Origin of the sequence: Bisgaardia hudsonensis, assembly GCF_004345785.1 — a bacterium.
Classification (GTDB): domain Bacteria; phylum Pseudomonadota; class Gammaproteobacteria; order Enterobacterales; family Pasteurellaceae; genus Bisgaardia; species Bisgaardia hudsonensis.
On sequence record NZ_SLXI01000002.1, the window covers coordinates 260,778 to 281,272 of the forward strand.

A 20,495-nucleotide genomic window follows, 5' to 3' on the forward strand; every position below is an offset into this window, starting at 1 on the left:
ACAAGCCTACAAGCCTACAAGCCTACAAGCCTACAAGCCTACAAGCCTACAAGCCTACAAGCCTACAAGCCTACAAGCCTACAAGCCTACAAGCCTACAAGCCTAATTATACCATAAATTCTATCTTCCTCTCAAATGCTATGGGAGGTTTAAGATGATAGAAATACAACAAGAACAACTATTTGAAAACAATAAAAACACTGAAAATACTGATATAAGTATTATAAAAAAATATTTTCCTAATTGTTTTGATAAAAATGGAAATTTTTTATTGGAACAGTTTAATTCCATTCTTAAAAACTCAAATATTACGATTAATAAAGAATATTATTCTTTAAATTGGCTAGGCAAGTCATACGCAAAATTATTACGAGATTTACCACCTGAAACATTAATTGCTGAAGATAATGAACATAATAGTAAAGTTGAAAATCAAAATAGTGGAAACTTACTTATTCAAGGTGATAATTTAGAAGTATTAAAACACTTAAAGAATGCGTATCAAGAAAAAGTTAAAATGATCTATATTGATCCCCCTTATAACACGGGATCGGATGGCTTTGTATATCAAGATGACCGTAAATTTAGCAAAGAACAATTAAGTGAATTAGTAGGGATTGATCTTGATGAAGCTCAACGAATTTTAGATTTTACCGATAAAAAATCCAATTCTCACAGTGCGTGGCTAACGTTTATGTACCCACGTCTTTATATAGCAAGACAGTTATTAAAGGAAGATGGCGTTATTTTTATTTCCATTGATGATAATGAAGTAGCACAACTACGGTTGCTTTGTGATGAGATTTTTGGGGAAGGGAATTTTGTAGGAGAAATATCAAGAGGAACAGGAACAACAACAGGACAGGATGCTAATAAAATAGGTAGTTCTCTTGACTATGTTTTAATTTATTCTAAAACGGGAAATTTTTCTATTAGAGGTATTTCTTTAGAAGAGAAGGATATCAAACGTTTTAATAAAAAAGATAAAAAAGGATGTTATTCGTTATTACAACTAAGAAAAACAGGTAATGAAGATAGAAAAGAGGATAGGGAAAATATGTTTTATCCTGTTTCTTCTCCAGATGGATTAATGGTATATCCTTTTGGAAAAGATTATCTAAGTAGATGGAGATGTAGTAGAAATAGCTATAATGATTTGGTTAAAGAAAATATGATAGAGTGGATAGAGAAAGAAGAACCAAATTTTTCTATAGGAGAATATAAAAAATCAAAATGGGTTCCTTATGTCAAATTTTATTTAGAAGGAAGGACAAAACAAATATCTAATCTTTTAACGAATATAGATGGTAATAAGAAGGCTACTATTGAAATTAAAAGTTTATTTGGAGCAAAAAAAGAGATTTTTTTAAATCCTAAACCAGTACAATTATTAAATTATTTAATACAAATGTCTTGTGATAATAACGATCTCATCCTAGATTTCTTTGCTGGCTCTGGCACAACCGCAGATGCGGTAATGCAACTTAATTCTGAGGATGGTGGCAATCGTCAATTTATTTTAGTTCAATTACCTGAAAAGATTAATGGTGAGAAAAAGAAAAATAAAACTGCTTATGATTTTGTAAAAAATGAATTGGGTGTGGAAAATCCGACTATTTTTGAGATAACTAAAGAACGTATTATTCGCAGTAGTAAAAAAATTCTTGATGAAAATCCCGAGATAAAAGGGGATTTTGGTTTTAAAATTTATAAAACTTGTGAAAACTTTTGTTTAAAAGAAAACGAGTTATCATTAAATCAGGAAATGTTTCCAAAAATTCAATTTAATGATCAAGAATATCAAACATTACTTACATCGTGGCGATTATATGATGGTGAAAAACTCACAGAAAAAATTATAACAATAAAATTTGGTGATTATATCGCTTATTTATGTGGTAAAAATTTATACTTAATTTACCCTCATTTTGAAAGCGAACAAATTAAAATTCTCATAGAAATGTTGGATAAAAACGATGATTTTAGCCCGAATCGTATTATTTTTTATGGTGAGCATATTGAAAGTAGTAAACAAAAAGAATTACAGCAAGCTTTAGAAAGTTACACAAATAAAAAAAATTTAGCGATCAATTTATTAGTGAGATATTAATATGGCTAGCTTTAATTACGAAAAAAATCTACCGCATCAAGAACGGGCAATACAAGCAATTTTAAATGTATTTGAAAATGCAGATATTAAATTAAATGCGAGTAGTGAAAATCCCTCAATTATTATTAATGATGAGAGTTTTACGCAGAATTTAACACAAATTCAAAAAAGAAATCAGATTGATGTTTCTTTTGATAAATCAAATGTATTAGACATTATGATGGAAACAGGAACAGGGAAAACTTATACCTATACCAAAACAATGTTTGAATTACATAAACAGTTAGGTATATTTAAGTTTGTCATTGTTGTTCCAACGTTACCCATTAAAGCGGGAACACAAAATTTTTTGCAAAGCGAAGATCTAAAAAAACATTTTCAATTAGATTTTGCGGGTAATTATGATGATGCCGAAATTGAATTATATATTGTAGAAAGTCAAAAATCTAAAAGTAAAAAATATAGTATTTCAACAGATATTATTCGTTTTATTAGTGCGGAAAATTCAAAAAATATTCATATTTTATTGATTAATCAAGGAATGATTAATTCAGACACAATGGCGGGAACAGATAAGGGAAATGATGGTAGTTGTTTGATTAAGGATCAATTTCATAAACCAATAGAGGCTATTGCTAGTATTAAGCCTTTCATTATTCTTGATGAACCTCATAAATTTAAATCAGATAATAAAACTTGGCAAAATATTTTAAAATTCCGACCGCAGTTTATTCTTCGTTATGGTGCAACATTTCCAATATTAAAAAACAATACTGTCGATTATCGTAATTTACTTTATCGTTTAACTGCTATTGATGCTTTTAATCAGGATTTAGTTAAAGGTGTAAATGTATTTATGGAAGAGATACAAAGTGATGATGGTATCAGAATAAAACTTATGGATATTGTAAATAATCAAGCAGTTTTTGATGTAAAAAATAAAAAATATTATCTGGATAAAAAAGCAAGTTTAAGTGTATTACATCATCAAATTAGTGATTTATACATTGATACTATGAATAAAAGTACGGTTGTATTGAGTAATGGTATTGAGATGAAAAAAGGAGATTCTATTAATCCCTATTCTTATTCTTATTCTCAAACATTAAGCGACAAAATGATTCGTCTTGCTATTAAGGAACATTTTAAGCTAGAACGAGAATTATTTACTCGACCAAACGGTAGAATTAAACCGCTGACTTTATTTTTCATTGATGATATTCAAGGCTATCGTGATGGAAATATTTTAGCTGGAAGTTTAAAACAGAAGTTTGAACAATTCTTAAAATCAGAGATTGAACAATGTTTAATTCAAGAACAAGATAAAGAATATAAAAAATATTTACAAAAAACGCTTGAAGATTTATCGCTCACGCACGGAGGTTATTTTTCACAAGATAATAGCGATAAAGACGAAAAAATAGAACAAGAAGTTTTTGAAATATTGCACGATAAACAATCTTTATTGTCCTTTGATAACCCTAGACGTTTTATTTTTTCCAAATGGACACTTCGAGAAGGTTGGGATAATCCAAATGTTTTTGGTATTTGTAAATTACGTTCAAGTGGGAGTGAAACAAGTAAATTGCAAGAAGTAGGACGTGGACTTCGTTTACCTGTCAATGAATATGGAGGGCGAGTAAAAGATACCTTATTTAAGTTAAATTATTTTGTAGATAATACAGAACAAGATTTTGTAGAAAAACTAACTAATGAAATTAACAAAAATAAACCACAAGAAAAAATTTATCATAAATTATCTGATGAATTGATTGATAAAATTATTGATGCTTATCCTGATAAGAAAAAACTCAATATTATTTTAGATTGTAATAACCAAAAATTAATTGATGATGATTTAAAATTTATTCAATCCAATAGTTTTCAACAAATTCAGCAACTTTATCCTAACGCATTTGATTGCGTAGATGAATTAAGAGATGGCAAAATAGCTTTTGCTAATAAACAGAATCGCCATAAGGTCAGTATACGCACTGGAAAATATGATGAATTAAAAGCATTGTGGGAGAAAATCAACGAAAAAGTCATTCTACAATATGACATAAAAAATGAAGAACAATTTTTGGATTTATTTACTGAGTATTTGAAACAAAATACTTCAAAATTTATTCAAACAGGAATAAAAACAGTAAAAAAAGGGGTGAAGATTTATCATAACCAAGCTCAAATTGTTGGGAACGAAAATATCGCTGAATATCATTTTGAACCTATTATTGAAATGGGTTACGGTCAATTCTTGAGAAAATTATCGCAACTGATTTTTATAAAAATATCAACCTTACACAAGGCTTTCTATCAAGTAAAAGATGAAATTGAGATTAGTCAGTTTCTTAATATTCAAACCATAAATGGAATTAAATCTGGTTTTAATCGTTTTTTACTATTTCATTCTTTTACTGACTTCAATATTTCTTTTAATCGTATTGATAATAAAGTTCACCCCACAAAATTTACGGATAAGGAGGGCAAAGTGCTTAATGAAGTTAATAGTTCTGATTTAGGTATGCAAAATGAAGAAACTATTTCACCACTTGAAAGTTATCTTTTTGATAGTGTTTTTTATGATAGTGATATTGAAAAAGAAAATATTGTCAGTAATGAGATCAAACAGGTAACCGTATTCACGAAAATTCCTAAAAACTCAATTAAAATTCCTGTGGCTGGTGGTGGAACTTATTCCCCTGATTTCGCTTATATTATCAAAAAAGAGAGTGGGGATGTATTAAATTTAGTTGTTGAAAGTAAAGGTGTTGATGGTAACGATTCATTAAGGCAAGAAGAAAAATGTAAAATTAAACACGCAGAAAAATTATTTCGACAATTTGAACAGGGATTTAATATTCAGTTTGTAACACAATTCAATCAAGATAGAATTGTTGAGCTAATTAAGAATTTATTGTAATTATTAGAATATAGGCGACATTAAGTCGCCTTTTATTTAGGATTGCCTCTAAGTAAAAAAAAGATAAAAATTTTATAAAATTTAACCGCACTTTTTTATTAGTCTTATATATTATTTCTTAGTAAGATATTTATAAAAAATCCAAATTTATTCCCTTCAAAATATATAAAACATAAATAATTCTCTTATAAAATATCTTATTTATACTTAATCATTTAGGTATTAATTTTCAGTTATAATCTAAATTGAGTTATAAAAATTAAAACATTTCGATTATAATCGAAACCATTATATTCTATAAACAAAACGATAGACTATTTACAATGACATTAGAAAAAAATTTTTGGGAACATAAAACACTACTTGAAATGAATGAAGTGGAGTGGGAGGCTTTGTGTGATGGTTGTGGGAAATGTTGCTATCGAAAATTTATAGAAGGGAGAGGGAAAAGAGAACGTTTGTATTTTACTCGTATTGCTTGTAATTTATTAGATCTTGAAACAGGGAAGTGCGGTAATTATTTAAAGCGTTTTGAGATAGAAGATGATTGTACCAAACTAACCAAAAAGAATTTACCTGACTTTGCTTGGCTACCTAAAACTTGTGCTTATCGTTTGCTTTATGAAAATAAACCTTTATTTGATTGGCATCCTCTTATTTCTGGTAATTCTAAATCAGTGAAATTGGCTCATGTAATGATAGAAAATGGTATTCATGAGTGTGATGTGATTGACTGGTTTGACTTTGTCATCGAGGAAAATTAATTTTCAATACCAAAATATATCTATATTTTTTTGAGAGATAGATCACTAATTGGCATAAAACAAATTGCTTTCATCTTTGTTCTGTATAGAATGAATATAGTTCTCCAGTATTATTGTTGTTGGGAAAATTATATGAATGATATAGTGCAATTACGGAAAAATGCAGAAGAGGTTGGCATCGCAGTATCGCATTATGATATTGACGGAAACTTAATTTTTGCCTCTCCAGCCAGTCTTGAATACTTTACCAATTTATTACAATCAAAACCGCATTCTAATCAGTTAATTAATCGTTTTGATGACGTTCTTGTCGTTAAAGAAAATACTTCCTTTGAATATCCATTAAAAAATACATCTAATATTTCAGTTAGTTTTAAATTATATGATGAACATAATCATTGTTTATTTCAGGAGGAAAAAGCGATTTCAAATGGAAAAATCACTTTTTCTGGGCTTGGCTATGGTTATTACCATTTAGAACTGCAAGTAAATCAACAAATCTATAAAATAAAAATTATTGTTAGTCCTAAAACTGCATATCAGCCAAGTATTTTTTCTCATAAAAAAGCGTGGGGATTGAATATCCAACTATACAGCTTACGTTCAGAACGAAATTGGGGAATTGGTGATTTTGCTGATTTGGATTATTTGGTTCGTAAGTCTGCACCTTTTGGTATTGATTTTATTGGCATTAATCCATTGCATTTGCTTTATCCTGCCATTGCAGAATGGGCTAGTCCTTACAGTTCCTCTTCAAGACGTTGGTTAAATTACTTATATTTGGCGATTGATACATTACCAGAATTTAAACTCTGTAAATCTGTTCAAAATTGGTTTAATCAAGTACATATTCAAGAAAAACTCGCCGAGCTTCGTCAACAAGATACGGTAAATTATGAACAAGTTAACCGTTTAAAAGAACAGGTATTAAGGGAGCTATTTGCATTCTTTAATCGTAGTAAATCAGCAAAAATTAAAACAAGAAAAACTGCTTTTGAGAACTTTATTGCAGAACAAGGTATAGGATTAAAGTATCAAGCGTTATTTGATGTTTTAGATAAGCAAGAACATCAGCAACTACCAGAAGATGAAAATCAAATTGGTTGGTTAGGTTGGCAGAAAAAATTGCAAGAATTAACGACAAAACAACGTGATAATTTAATCAAGCAATATCAAGATGAAATATCATTTTATATGTGGTTGCAATGGTTGACTAGTGTTCAACTTGATGAAATACAAACACTTTGTCAAAACCTAGGTATGCAATTAGGCATTTATGGTGACTTAGCTGTTAGTAGTTCTCGTGGTAGTGCGGATGTTTGGTCTGATCCTGAGCTTTATTGCGTTAAAGCATCAGTAGGTGCACCACCTGATCCTTTAGGTCCTGTGGGACAAAACTGGAATATTCCACCTTATAATCCTGAAGTTTTAAAAGCACGAGGTTTTCAACCTTTCATTGATTTGTTGCGTGCGAATATGCAATATTTTGGGGTGCTGCGTATTGATCATATTATGGGATTATTCCGTTTATGGCTAATTCCTGAAGGTAAAGGTGCGGCTGATGGACTTTATGTACATTATCCTTTTGAGGCATTGATGGCAATTTTAGCCATTGAAAGTCAGCGTAATCATTGCTTAATTATAGGTGAAGATTTAGGGACTGTACCTGATGAAGTGCGGTCAAAATTAAGTGAATTGTCTATTTTCTCTTACTTTGTTTTATATTTTGAACAAGGTAATAACGAATATCCTAAAGTAGAACATTTTCCATTGAACGCTTTTGCTACGGTGGGAACGCATGATGTTCCATCATTGGCAAGTTTTTGGCATTGTCGAGATCTCGAGTTATTTGGTGGATTGAATATCTTACAAGGGGATATTTTAAAACAAAAATATGATCAACGTGTTATAGATAAACAAGCATTATTAAATACTTTACATCGAGATAATTATCTTCCAAATGATTATTGGGGAGATGCGTTAACGATGGCAATGCACGATAATTTAAATCAGGTTATTCATCAATATTTAGCAGAAAGCCAAACAAAATTAATTGGTGTTCAATTAGAAAATTTACTTGAACAAGAAGTAGTATTTAATTTACCTGGGACATCCACAGAGTATCCGAATTGGCGTAAAAAACTGTGTAGAACTTTAGAAGATGCACTAAATGATGAACACATTATTTCGTTCTTTAATAGAATTAATCAAGCAAGACAAAAATAGGCGGGAATTATTATGACTCAATTAGTATCACAAGCGGTAATTAATGCGTTTTTTAATGGAGTTCATTCCGATCCTTTTGCTGTATTGGGAATGCATGAAACAGACAATGGTATTGAAGTGCGTTGTTTATTACCAGATGCAACTCAAGTATTAGTAATTAATACAGATACAAATGAAACGGTATGTGAATTAGATATGATTGATGATCGGGGATTTTTTGCATCAATTATCCCTAATGAAAAGACATTTTTTAAATATCAATTAAAAGTAAGCTGGGGAAATGAACGGCAAATTATAGAAGATCCTTATCGCTTTCACCCAATGGTTTCTGAATTAGATAGTTGGTTATTGTCAGAAGGTTCTCACTATCGCCCTTATGAAATTTTAGGGGCTCATTTTATGGAATGTGATGGTGTGTCAGGGGTAAATTTCCGTTTGTGGGCACCAAATGCCAAAAGGGTATCAATAGTAGGAGATTTTAACTATTGGGACGGTCGTCGCAATCCAATGAGTCTTCATTTATCAACAGGTGTTTGGGAATTGTTTTTACCTAAAGTTTCACTAGGGCAATTATATAAATTTGAGCTTTTAGATTGTAATGGTCAATTAAGATTAAAAGCTGATCCTTATGCCTTTAGTTCTCAACTTCGTCCAGATACTGCTTCACAGGTAAGTGCATTACCTGAAATAGTAGAAATGACAGAAAAACGTAAAAAAGCCAATCAATTCGATCAACCAATTTCTATCTATGAAGTACATTTAGGATCATGGCGTCGTAACCTTGAAAATAATTATTGGCTTGATTATGACCAAATTGCTGATGAACTTATTCCTTATGTAAAAGAAATGGGATTTACCCATATTGAGTTTTTACCACTTTCTGAATTTCCATTTGATGGTTCTTGGGGTTACCAACCTATTGGGCTTTATTCACCAACGAGCCGTTTTGGTTCACCAGAAGCCTTTAAACGTTTAGTTGATAAAGCACATGCAGCAGGTATTAATGTTATTTTGGATTGGGTTCCAGGCCATTTTCCAAGTGATACTCATGGATTAGTAGCTTTTGATGGTACAGCACTTTATGAACATGCAGATCCAAAAGAAGGTTATCATCAAGATTGGAATACTTTAATTTATAATTATGGTCGTAATGAAGTCAGAAATTATCTTGCAAGTAATGCGTTATATTGGTTAGAACGTTTTGGATTAGATGGTATTCGAGTTGATGCGGTTGCTTCTATGATTTATCGAGATTACAGTCGAGCAGAAGGAGAGTGGATACCTAATCAATATGGTGGTAGAGAGAACTTAGAGGCTATTAAGTTTTTAAAACATACTAATTACGTTATCGGTAATGAAATCCCTGGTGTTGTATCAATCGCTGAGGAATCAACCTCTTTCCCAGCCGTTACGGCACCACCAGAAGATGGTGGGCTTGGCTTCCATTATAAATGGAATATGGGCTGGATGAATGATACCTTATCTTATATGCAAAAAGATCCTATTTATCGTCAATACCATCATGATCAAATGACCTTTGGTATGGTGTATCAATATACAGAGAACTTTGTTCTTCCTTTATCCCATGATGAGGTAGTTCATGGTAAATCTTCTCTACTAGGAAAAATGCCTGGTGATGCGTGGCAAAAATTTGCTAATTTAAGAGCTTATTATGGCTATATGTGGGGATATCCAGGTAAAAAATTACTCTTTATGGGAAATGAATTTGCACAAGGTCGAGAATGGAATTATGAAGAGAGTCTTGATTGGTTCTTATTAGATGAGGTAAATGGTGGCGGTTGGCATAAAGGTGTGCAAGATTTTGTTAAAGATTTAAACCGCACTTATCGTGAAAATAATGCACTATTTGAACTTGATACTAGTCCTGAAGGATTTGATTGGTTAGTAGTAGATGATTCTCAAAATTCTGTGTTTGCTTTTGAACGTCGTAGTCGTTCTGGAGAAAAAATTATTGTAATTAGTAATTTTACTCCAATACCACGTCATAATTATCGTATTGGTGTTAATGAAGCGGGTGAATATATTGAGATTTTAAATTCTGATTCAGAGTTTTATATGGGATCAAATGTTGGTAATTTGGGTGCAGTATGGACTGAAGAAATTGAATCACATAACAAAAAACACTCAATTAGCGTTTCCATACCACCATTGGCAACAATATATTTAAAATTAAATAAATAATAAGTCGTATTTTATAAAAGAAAGTAGTAATGATAGATACAATGATTGGAATGCCTTACCCTTTAGGTTGTACTCCTTCTGATAAAGAAGGGGTAAAGGGATTTAATTTTGCACTTTATTCGTCTTTAGCGGATTCTGTTGAACTCTGTGTTTTTAGTAAAAATCAACCTGAAAGACGTATTCCGATGCAGAGAACAGATAATATTTGGCATATTTTTGTTGTTAATGTTGATTATGGCGATCAATATGGATTTAGATTATTGAGTGACGATGATAATAGCTTAATTAATCCCAATAAATTAATGTTAGATCCTTATGCAAAAATGGTAATTGGCAAACCTGATTTATCTTCCGAAGATTCAAGAAAATGGTTTTTACAAGATGATCCCAGAGATAATGCAGAATTTGCACCAAAATCAGTGATCACTGAAACAGACTTTGACTGGGAAAAAACAACAAAGCCAAATATAAGTTGGGCAAAGACTGTTATTTATGAAGCTCATATTAAAGGATTTACTCAGTTACGAGATGACTTACCAGAATCAATTCGTGGTACTTACGCAGGATTATGCCATCCAAATGTTATTAATTATTTAAAAGAGCTAGGTATTACTTCAATTGAATTATTACCAATAAACTATCATTTGGATGAAGTTCACCTACAAGAAAAAGGGTTACATAATTATTGGGGATATAGTCCATTAGCTATGTTTGCGGTTGAATCAGAATACTGGTCAAAGCAAAAAGGGACAACCGCATTAACAGAATTTAAGACAATGGTAAAAACCTTACACCAAGCAGGTATTGAGGTTATTTTAGATGTCGTTTTTAACCATACAGTTGAATCTGAAAAAAATTATCCAACATTTTGTCAACGCGGAATAGATAATAAAACTTACTATTGGTATAACGAAAATGGCGATTATATTAATTGGACAGGTTGTGGCAATATGCTTAATCTTTCTACTCAAGTTGCTCGTAAATGGGTTATTGATTGTTTGAGATATTGGGCGGAAGAATGCCATGTTGATGGTTTTCGCTTTGATTTAGCATCTGTATTAGGCAGAGAAACGCCATACTTTAATCAGCAAGCTTTATTGTTTAAAGAAATCGAAGCTGTACCTAGTTTGAGAAATTGTAAATTTATTGCAGAACCTTGGGATATTGGTGAAGGTGGCTATCAGGTAGGTAATTTTCCAGAATATTTTTCTGAATGGAATGATCGTTTTAGAGATGATATTTGTAAATTCTGGTTATGGAAAAGCGGAGAATTAGGTGCTTTTGCTGAACGTTTTGCAGGTTCTAGTGATATTTATAAAAAAGGTGAGCGATCACCACATAATTCCGTTAACTTTATTACTGCACACGATGGTTTTACGTTAAGAGATTTAGTGAGTTATAACCAAAAACATAATTTTGATAATGTTGAAAATAATCAAGATGGGCGTAATGAAAATTACAGTTATAACCATGAATTTGAGGGAAGTATCGGTGCATCAGAATCTGTTGAAAAAAGACGATTTTTAACCTCTATAAGTGTCTTATCTAGTTTATTACTTGCAAATGGTACACCAATGTTATTGGCAGGCGATGAATTTGGAAATAGCCAATTTGGTAATAACAATGCTTATTGCCAAGATAATCAAATTGCTTGGTTAAAATGGCAAGATTTTAATGATGAATTATTTCAATTCACAAAATGTTTAATTGCCTTAAGAAAGAGAATTACACTTTTGAATGAAGATAGTTGGTGGAATGATGAAACGGTGAGTTGGTTTAATTCACAAGGGCAGTTGATGGAAATTCATGATTGGAATAATCGAAAAGACAAGGCATTTCAAATTTTATTAAATGAAGAATGGCTATTGTTAGTAAATGGAAAAGAAGAATCTCAAAATTTCTCATTACCTTTCCTTTCAAAGGAATGGGATATTTTATCTGGCAGTGCAGTCACCTCTTTACAAGATAATTTCGCTATTGTGGAAAATCTTGCACTATGTGTCTTGCATAAAAAATAAAATAATTCAATGAATTGTTTTAGTTTAACCTCTTAGTGACAAAGGAAAGGAGTAGATATGAATGGTATGACAAAATCACCGAATAAATATGAAGTAGTTAAAGATACCCTAGTATTAATTTTAGCTGGTGGACGTGGTTCAAGACTTCATGAATTAACCGATAAACGAGCTAAACCAGCTTTATATTTTGGGGGAAACCGCCGTATTATTGACTTTGCATTATCGAACTGTATTAACTCTGGGTTAAATAGAATTGGTGTGGTAACACAATATGCCGCACATTCATTATTACGTCACTTACAAAAGGGCTGGTCTTTTTTACCTCAAGAAAGAGGTGAATTTGTGGATATGTTGCCAGCACGTCAACAAATTGATAACTCAACGTGGTATCGTGGCACTGCAGATGCCGTTTATCAAAATATGGCGATAATTCGTAATCATTATTGTCCTAAATATGTGCTTATTCTTGCTGGTGATCATATTTATAAACAAGATTATAGCCAAATGTTATTAGATCATATTTCAAGTGGTGCAAAATGTACGGTCGGTTGTATTGAGGTTTCTCGTAAAGAAGCATCAGAATTTGGTGTAATGGCAGTGGATGAAAATTTAAAAGTAAAATCATTTATTGAAAAACCTAAGGATCCCCCAGCAATGATTGGAAAACCTGACACTTCACTTGCTTCAATGGGGATCTATGTATTTGATGCAGATTATTTATATGATGTTTTAGATAGAGAAGTCAATACACCTTATACCTCACATGACTTTGGTAAAGATATTTTACCTAAGTCATTAGAAGAAGGAGTACTATATGCGCATCCATTTAGCCGTTCTTGTATGGGTAGAAATACAGAAGGTGAAATTTATTGGCGTGATGTTGGAACTTTAGATAGTTTCTGGCAATCGAATATTGACTTAGTGTCTGAAAATCCTCAATTAGATATTTATGATAAGCGTTGGCCAATTCGTGGTAACCCAGTACAAACTTATCCATCTAAGTTTTTCTATAAAAATACTAATGTAAAACCAGTGGATAACTCATTAATTTCTGGTGGTTGTGTGATTACTGATGCATCTATTAGTAACTCTGTCTTATTTGATCATGTAAAAGTAAAAGAAGGCTCAAGTGTGGATTATAGTGTTATTTTGCCAGAGGTAACTATTGGTAAAAATTGTGTCCTAAAAAATTGTATTATAGATAGACATAGTGTCATACCTGACGGTACACACATAGGTGTAGATCCAGAAGAGGATCGTAAGCGTTTTCGTGTAAGTAGCACAGGAAAAGTTATTCTTGTAACAGAAGCAATGCTTAAAAAATTATCAGGTACTGAAGTAAGTTCAGAAAAACACTTAGATTAATTTTAGTCTTGAAAGTGCGGTAGAAAATTCAGATATTTTTTACCGCACTTTATCAATTAAAAAATGAATTTAAAAATAAAAGGATTATTAAAATGAAAGTATTACATGTCTGTTCAGAATTATATCCCTTACTTAAAACAGGTGGGTTAGCAGATGTAATGGGGGCGCTACCTTTTGCTCAAAAGGAAATAGGTATTGATGCAAGAGTACTTTTGCCTGCTTATCCTGCTATTGTTGCAGGAATACCAAACACAGTGGTGGTTTCGGAATTTGATAATTTTGCGGGGCATGTGATACTACGTTATGGAGAATATAATGGTTTAGGGATATATCTCATTGATGCACCACATTTATATGCAAGAGAGGGAAACCCTTATCATGATCAATGGTATAATGATTATGCGGATAATTATAAACGTTTTGCTTTATTAGGCTGGGTTGGTGCTGAATTGAGTACAGGACTAGATAGTTGGTGGCGAGCAGAATTAGTGCATTCTCATGATTGGCATGCTGGTTTGACGAGTGCTTATTTATTTAATAAAGGACGTCCTGCTAGATCCGTATTTACTATTCATAATTTAGCTTATCAAGGACAGTTTTCGCACCATCATTTATTTGAAATAGGTTTACCAGAAACCATGTTTCATATTGATGGCTTAGAGTTACATGGACAAATATCTTATTTGAAATCTGGACTTTATTATTCCGATGCAGTAACGGCAGTGAGTCCTACTTATTCAAGAGAAATTACTACGCCAGAGTTTGCTTACGGGCTACAAGGATTGTTAAACACGTTACAACATCAAGATAGGTTATATGGTATTTTAAATGGTGTTGATGATCAAATTTGGAGTCCAAATAATGATACCTATATTAAAGATCATTACAAATTAAAATCAATGACAGGTAAACGTAAAAATAAAAAAAAATTACAAGAATATTTCAATTTACCTAGAAAATCAGACGCACTTTTATTTGTAATGGTAACAAGATTGACAGAACAAAAAGGTGTGGATTTATTAATTGAGAGTGCTAAAGATATAGCACAGGAAGGTGGGCAATTAGTTATTCTCGGTTCAGGATCACCGCATTTAGAAAATGGAATAAGACATTTGGCAGAGACTTATCCTGAAAATATCGCAGTAAAAATTGGTTATGATGAAGCTTTATCACACTTAATTATAGCTGGTGGTGATGTTATTTTAGTACCAAGCCGTTTTGAACCTTGCGGATTAACACAATTATATGGATTAAAATATGGCACATTGCCTTTAGTACGTGCAACAGGTGGCTTAGCTGATACTGTTGTTGACAGTAATGAAGACAATGTGAAATCTCGATCAGCGACAGGATTTGTGTTTAATGATGCAACACCTAAGTCATTATCAGGAGCGATAAAAAATGCTTTCTTATTATGGGCAAAACAACGTACATGGTCTAGTGTAAGAAGCAATGCAATGCAACAAGATTTCAGTTGGTTAATCTCGGCAACTCATTATAATGCACTTTATCAAAAATTAAGTCGTGATCATTAATGCTAATTTTATAAGCGTAAAATGATTGTTTTTTTATTTTATTTATTACAGAATAAGCAGATTTTATTTTGAACAATTAGGAGCTAAATAGCAATGACAGTGGAACGTAGTAATTTTCCTTTCCCTTATAACGGACCTAAACCGAATACAGAATTTTTAAAAAGTGCAATTGTTTATAAATTGATATTTTCGATTGGGCGTTCGCCAGAAGAAGCAAGTCAACGAGACTGGCTTAATGCCACATTATATGCTGTTCGGGATCTTGTTACTGAAGGTTGGATAGCCAATGCAAAAGCGGCAAGGGATGAAAAAGCGCGTCGAGTATATTACCTTTCTATGGAATTTTTAATTGGTCGAACATTATCAAATGCACTTATTGCAGAGAATATTTATGATGTTGCAAAAAATGCCTTATCTGAGTTACAAGTTGATCTTGAAGAAATTTTAGAAAAAGAAGTTGACCCTGGTTTAGGTAACGGGGGATTAGGGCGATTAGCTGCTTGTTTTATGGATTCTATTGCCACATTAGGCATACAGGGTATGGGATATGGTATTCGTTATGAATATGGTATGTTTAGACAAAAAATTGAAGATGGTCATCAAGTAGAGAAACCTGATGCATGGCTTGAAAAAGGTGCACCATGGGAATTTATAAGACCATCTAAACGTTTTAATATTCGTTTTGGTGGACATATTTATTTCGAAGGGAAAAAATGTATTTGGAAAAATGGTGAAGAAATTACTGCACTTGCTTATGATCAAATGATCCCAGGATATAAAAATAATTCAGCGGCAACATTACGTCTATGGAGTGCTCATGCTGGAAATACATTTGATCTGAGTGATTTTAATAAAGGTGATTATTTTGGCGCTATTGAAGAGCGTTCAACTAACGAAAATGTTTCTCGTGTACTTTATCCTGATGATTCCACTTGGGCTGGAAAAGAATTACGACTACGTCAAGAATATTTCTTAGTATCTGCTTCTTTACAAGATATTATTAAACGTCATAAGCGTACTTATAATACTGTTGATAATTTAGCAGATAAAATTGCTATTCACTTAAATGATACACACCCAGCATTAGCTATACCTGAATTGATGTATATTCTTATTGATCAAGAAGGTTATAGTTGGGAAAAAGCATGGACGATGTGCTGTAGCATTTTCTCTTATACTTGTCATACTTTGATGTCAGAAGCGTTAGAAACTTGGCCAGTAGAAATGATGGCAAAAATATTACCACGCCATTTACAAATTATTTTTGAAATTAATGAATATTTCCTGGAATATGTAAAAGATAATGTTACTGATGATGTTGACTTCATCAGACGAGTTTCACTTATTGAAGAAGGCCATTTCCGTAAAGTAAGAATGGGGTGGTTATCCGTTGTTGGTTCGCATAAAGTTAATGGTGTGGCAGCAATTCATTCTGATTTAATGGTATCTTCCACATTTGCTGATTTTGCACGTATTTATCCTGAACGTTTTACCAATGTTACAAATGGTATTACACCACGTCGTTGGATTGCGGTAGCAAATCCTGATTTATCTGCTTTATTTGATCGATATATAGGAAAAGAATGGCGTCGTGATTTAAGCCAAATTGAAGCCTTTAAGGCACATATTCAAGATCCTGAGGTGAAAAAAGCAATTCCAGAAATTAAACGTAAAAATAAAATACGTTTAGCTAACTATGTGAAGAAAACCCTTAATATAGATCTCGATCCCAACGCTTTATTTGATGTACAGGTGAAACGTATTCATGAATATAAACGTCAGATTTTAAACGTATTACATATTGTAACTCGCTATAATGAGATGCTAAAAAATCCAGAGAAAGATTGGACTCCAAGAGTGTTTATCTTAGCAGGAAAAGCGGCTTCAGCTTATTATGCAGCAAAACAAACAATTAATTTAATTAATGATGTGGCAAATATTGTTAATAATGATGAACGTTTACAAGGTCGTTTAAAAGTAGTATTCATACCAAATTATAGTGTTAGCCTTGCTCAAATGATTATTCCAGCTGCAGATATTTCAGAACAAATTTCTCTTGCAGGAACAGAAGCATCAGGAACAAGTAATATGAAATTTGCATTGAATGGTGCATTAACTTTGGGAACATTAGATGGAGCCAATGTTGAAATACTTGAAAATGTCGGTAAAGACAATATCTTTATTTTTGGTAATACGGTTGAACAAGTAGAGCAGTTAAGAAAAGAAAATTATCGTCCATTTGATATTTATCAATCAGATGAACAATTACGTTTTGTGATTGACCAAATTTCATCTGGATATTTTTCACCGACGGATCCAAATCGCTATCGTGATTTACTTGATTCATTAAGATATCATGATTATTATCAATCTTTTGCAGATTATCGATCATATATTGAAGCACAATATATAGTTGATGAAAAATATAAAGATCAGGCTGCTTGGGTTGAAAGTGCATTACAAAATATCGTAAATATGAGTTTCTTCTCATCAGATCGTACGATTAAAGAATATGCTGAAAAAATTTGGAAAGTAGAACCATTAAAACATTAATCAGTTAAATTCAACCTATGTTGTTTAAAATTGAAGGTACAGTAAGCAATTATTGTACCTTTTTGTTTTTTTATCTATGAATAATCACTAAATCAATGTGTTAATTACTTGAAATATCCCTTAAAAAGTCATATTCTAACAACAATTTTTCGCATACATTCTTAGGTTTTTTTATGCAAGCTAAATATAGAAAAGACTACAAAGCACCTGATTTTACAGTAACAGATATTCATCTTGATTTTCAATTAGATCCACAAAAAACTGTTGTTACTGCAACAAGCCAATATCAACGACTTAATCCAGAAAGTACAAAATTACATTTAAATGGACACAGTTTCCAGTTTTCATCAATTAAATTAAATGGACAAGATTTTAATCATTATCAGCAGGATAAAGAAAGTTTAGTTTTAGATTTAAGTAGTGTTAACGCTGAAGAATTTTCACTTGAAATAGTGACTAATTTAAAACCGAGTGAAAATACCTCTTTACAAGGGCTTTATCAATCAGGCGATGGGCTTTGTACTCAATGTGAGGCTGAAGGATTTCGTCAAATTACTTATATGTTAGATAGACCTGATGTCCTTGCACGCTATACAACAAAAATTACGGCGGATAAATTAAAATACCCTTATTTATTATCAAATGGAAACCGTATTGCAAGTGGTGAGTTAGAAAATAATAAACATTGGGTTGAATGGAATGATCCTTTTCCAAAACCTAGTTATTTATTCGCATTAGTTGCTGGTGATTTTGATTTACTTTCTGACAAGTTCATAACTAAAAGTGGCAGAGAAGTTAATTTGGAGCTTTATGTTGATAAAGGTAATTTAGATCGTGCTGATTGGGCAATGCAAAGCCTTAAAACCTCAATGAAGTGGGACGAAGAACGATTTGGTTTAGAATATGATTTAGATATTTATATGATAGTTGCCGTTGATTTCTTTAACATGGGAGCAATGGAGAACAAAGGATTAAATATTTTTAATTCTAAATATGTTTTAGCCAATTCACAAACAGCCACAGATGATGATTATTTAGGTATTGAAAGTGTTATTGCTCACGAATATTTTCATAACTGGACGGGTAATCGAGTAACTTGTCGTGACTGGTTTCAGCTTAGTTTAAAAGAAGGTTTAACGGTATTTCGAGATCAAGAATTTTCCTCTGATGTTGGTTCGAGAGGTGTAAATAGAATTAACAATGTTAAATTTTTAAGAACCTCACAATTTGCGGAAGATGCAGGGCCAATGTCACATCCAATTCGCCCTGAAAAAGTGATTGAAATGAATAATTTCTATACGGTAACCGTATATGAAAAAGGTGCTGAAGTTATTCGTATGTTACATACTTTATTGGGAGAAGAAAAATTCCAAGCTGGTATGAAAGTTTATATTAATGAAAATGATGGAAAAGCGGCAACTTGTGATGATTTCGTTAATGCGATGGAAAAAGCTTCAGGAATTGATTTAACTCAATTTAGACGTTGGTATAGCCAATCTGGAACACCTAAATTAACTATTACCGATAAGTATGATGAGAAAAATCATATTTATAAATTGACTGTTTCACAAATGACACCTGTTACAGCAGATCAAATGGAAAAAGTCAATTTACATATTCCTTTGAAAATAGCGTTATATGATGATAAAGGCATTACACAAACATTATTACGTGATGGAGAGCAAATCAGTGATGTTCTACACATTACTCAAACAGAAGAAACCTTTGAATTTCATAATATCTACACTAAACCTATTCCAGCTTTACTCTGTGATTTCTCCGCACCAGTAAAGCTTGATTATGAATATTCTACATCACAACTGATTAAATTATTACAATTTGCAAAAAATGATTTTGTTCGTTGGGATGTTACTCAAATGTTGTTTACAGAAGAGTTACGCCGTAACTTAATTAACTATCAACAAAATGTAGTGCTTGATTTTTCACCAGAAATATTAAATGCACTTTCTAAAGTGTTGGAGAATTATCAACAAGATCCAGCATTAACGGCATTAATATTAATGTTACCTAAAGAAACAGAATTTGCCGAATCATTTAAAACGATAGATCCTGACGGTATCAGCTTTGTTCGTCATTTTATGGTGCAGACCATTGCTGATAATTTAAAATCTCTATTGTTACAGATTTATAATGGCATTAATCTTGATGAATATCGTGTTACTCAAGAAGATATCGCATTACGCTCATTACGTAATGTTTGCCTAAGTTATCTTGCTTATACTAATTTAGGTAATACTTTAGTTAATAAACATTATTCTTATTCAAATAATATGACGGATACGCTTGCAGCATTGAATTGTGCAACAAAAGCAATGTTACCTTGTCGAGATAGTTTATTAAAAGATTTTGAAGAAAAATGGCAACATGATGGTTTAGTAATGGATAAATGGTTTGCGATACAAGCAACTCGTCCAGATGAAGATGTACTTGTTCAAGTAAATCATTTAATGGATCATTCAAGTTTTAATTTTAATAATCCTAATCGAGTTCGTAGTTTAATTGGTAGTTTTGCAAGTCATAATTTGAAAGCATTTCATAATATTGATGGTTCGGGTTACCGTTTCTTAACCGATATTTTATTAAAATTGAACGAGAAAAACCCACAAGTAGCCTCTAGATTAATTGAGCCATTAATTCATTTTTCGCGTTTTAGTGCACAAAGACAAACCTTAATGAAAAGGGCATTAGAAAGAATAAGTGCGGTTGAAAATTTATCGAAAGATTTATTTGAGAAAATTGAAAAAGCATTACAATAATATTATCCTAAAAGTGCGGTAA

At 31.9% G+C, this 20,495-nt stretch carries 10 protein-coding genes; all 10 read left to right on the forward strand.

Annotated features, from left to right (window positions below; all coding sequences use genetic code 11):
* Window positions 1–154 precede the first annotated feature (154 nt).
* The 10 genes from EV697_RS03865 to pepN all read left to right on the forward strand — a co-directional run bounded on the left by EV697_RS03865 (window position 155) and on the right by pepN (window position 20,473).
* Complete coding sequence (locus EV697_RS03865; RefSeq protein WP_176672789.1) at window positions 155–2,110, forward strand: site-specific DNA-methyltransferase; 1,956 nt, start codon at window positions 155–157, stop codon at window positions 2,108–2,110.
* A gap of 1 nt (window position 2,111) precedes the next feature.
* Entirely contained in the window at window positions 2,112–5,033 is a 2,922-nt protein-coding gene (locus tag EV697_RS03870; protein WP_132022840.1) for a type III restriction-modification system endonuclease, read from the forward strand.
* Window positions 5,034–5,356: 323 nt separating this feature from the next.
* Complete coding sequence (locus tag EV697_RS03875; RefSeq protein WP_132022842.1) at window positions 5,357–5,797, forward strand: YcgN family cysteine cluster protein; 441 nt, start codon at window positions 5,357–5,359, stop codon at window positions 5,795–5,797.
* A 132-nt stretch (window positions 5,798–5,929) separates the two neighbouring features.
* The gene (malQ, locus tag EV697_RS03880; protein WP_132022844.1) at window positions 5,930–8,023 is read left to right on the forward strand and encodes a 4-alpha-glucanotransferase; all 2,094 of its coding nucleotides are present in this window, start codon (window positions 5,930–5,932) and stop codon (window positions 8,021–8,023) included.
* Window positions 8,024–8,035: 12 nt separating this feature from the next.
* Window positions 8,036–10,225 carry a 1,4-alpha-glucan branching protein GlgB gene (gene glgB, locus EV697_RS03885; RefSeq protein WP_132022846.1) on the forward strand — a complete coding sequence of 730 codons (2,190 nt, stop codon included), beginning with the start codon at window positions 8,036–8,038 and terminating at the stop codon, window positions 10,223–10,225.
* Between the two features lie 29 nt (window positions 10,226–10,254).
* Entirely contained in the window at window positions 10,255–12,243 is a 1,989-nt protein-coding gene (gene glgX / locus EV697_RS03890; protein WP_132022848.1) for a glycogen debranching protein GlgX, read from the forward strand.
* Window positions 12,244–12,300: 57 nt separating this feature from the next.
* Window positions 12,301–13,608, forward strand: a complete 1,308-nt coding sequence (gene glgC / locus EV697_RS03895; RefSeq protein ID WP_132022850.1) for a glucose-1-phosphate adenylyltransferase — start codon at window positions 12,301–12,303, stop codon at window positions 13,606–13,608.
* Between the two features lie 92 nt (window positions 13,609–13,700).
* Window positions 13,701–15,143, forward strand: a complete 1,443-nt coding sequence (gene glgA / locus EV697_RS03900) for a glycogen synthase GlgA (RefSeq protein WP_132022852.1) — start codon at window positions 13,701–13,703, stop codon at window positions 15,141–15,143.
* Window positions 15,144–15,236: 93 nt separating this feature from the next.
* The gene (locus tag EV697_RS03905; RefSeq protein WP_132022854.1) at window positions 15,237–17,696 is read left to right on the forward strand and encodes a glycogen/starch/alpha-glucan phosphorylase; all 2,460 of its coding nucleotides are present in this window, start codon (window positions 15,237–15,239) and stop codon (window positions 17,694–17,696) included.
* A gap of 173 nt (window positions 17,697–17,869) precedes the next feature.
* Entirely contained in the window at window positions 17,870–20,473 is a 2,604-nt protein-coding gene (pepN, locus tag EV697_RS03910; RefSeq protein WP_132022856.1) for an aminopeptidase N, read from the forward strand.
* Window positions 20,474–20,495 lie beyond the last annotated feature (22 nt).

Coding starts and splice junctions, on each gene's coding strand:
- EV697_RS03865 (WP_176672789.1), top strand. CDS start 155: ATGATAGAAATACAACAAGAACAACTATTTGAAAACAATAAAAACACT.
- EV697_RS03870 (WP_132022840.1), top strand. CDS start 2,112: ATGGCTAGCTTTAATTACGAAAAAAATCTACCGCATCAAGAACGGGCA.
- EV697_RS03875 (WP_132022842.1), top strand. CDS start 5,357: ATGACATTAGAAAAAAATTTTTGGGAACATAAAACACTACTTGAAATG.
- malQ (WP_132022844.1), top strand. CDS start 5,930: ATGAATGATATAGTGCAATTACGGAAAAATGCAGAAGAGGTTGGCATC.
- glgB (WP_132022846.1), top strand. CDS start 8,036: ATGACTCAATTAGTATCACAAGCGGTAATTAATGCGTTTTTTAATGGA.
- glgX (WP_132022848.1), top strand. CDS start 10,255: ATGATAGATACAATGATTGGAATGCCTTACCCTTTAGGTTGTACTCCT.
- glgC (WP_132022850.1), top strand. CDS start 12,301: ATGAATGGTATGACAAAATCACCGAATAAATATGAAGTAGTTAAAGAT.
- glgA (WP_132022852.1), top strand. CDS start 13,701: ATGAAAGTATTACATGTCTGTTCAGAATTATATCCCTTACTTAAAACA.
- EV697_RS03905 (WP_132022854.1), top strand. CDS start 15,237: ATGACAGTGGAACGTAGTAATTTTCCTTTCCCTTATAACGGACCTAAA.
- pepN (WP_132022856.1), top strand. CDS start 17,870: ATGCAAGCTAAATATAGAAAAGACTACAAAGCACCTGATTTTACAGTA.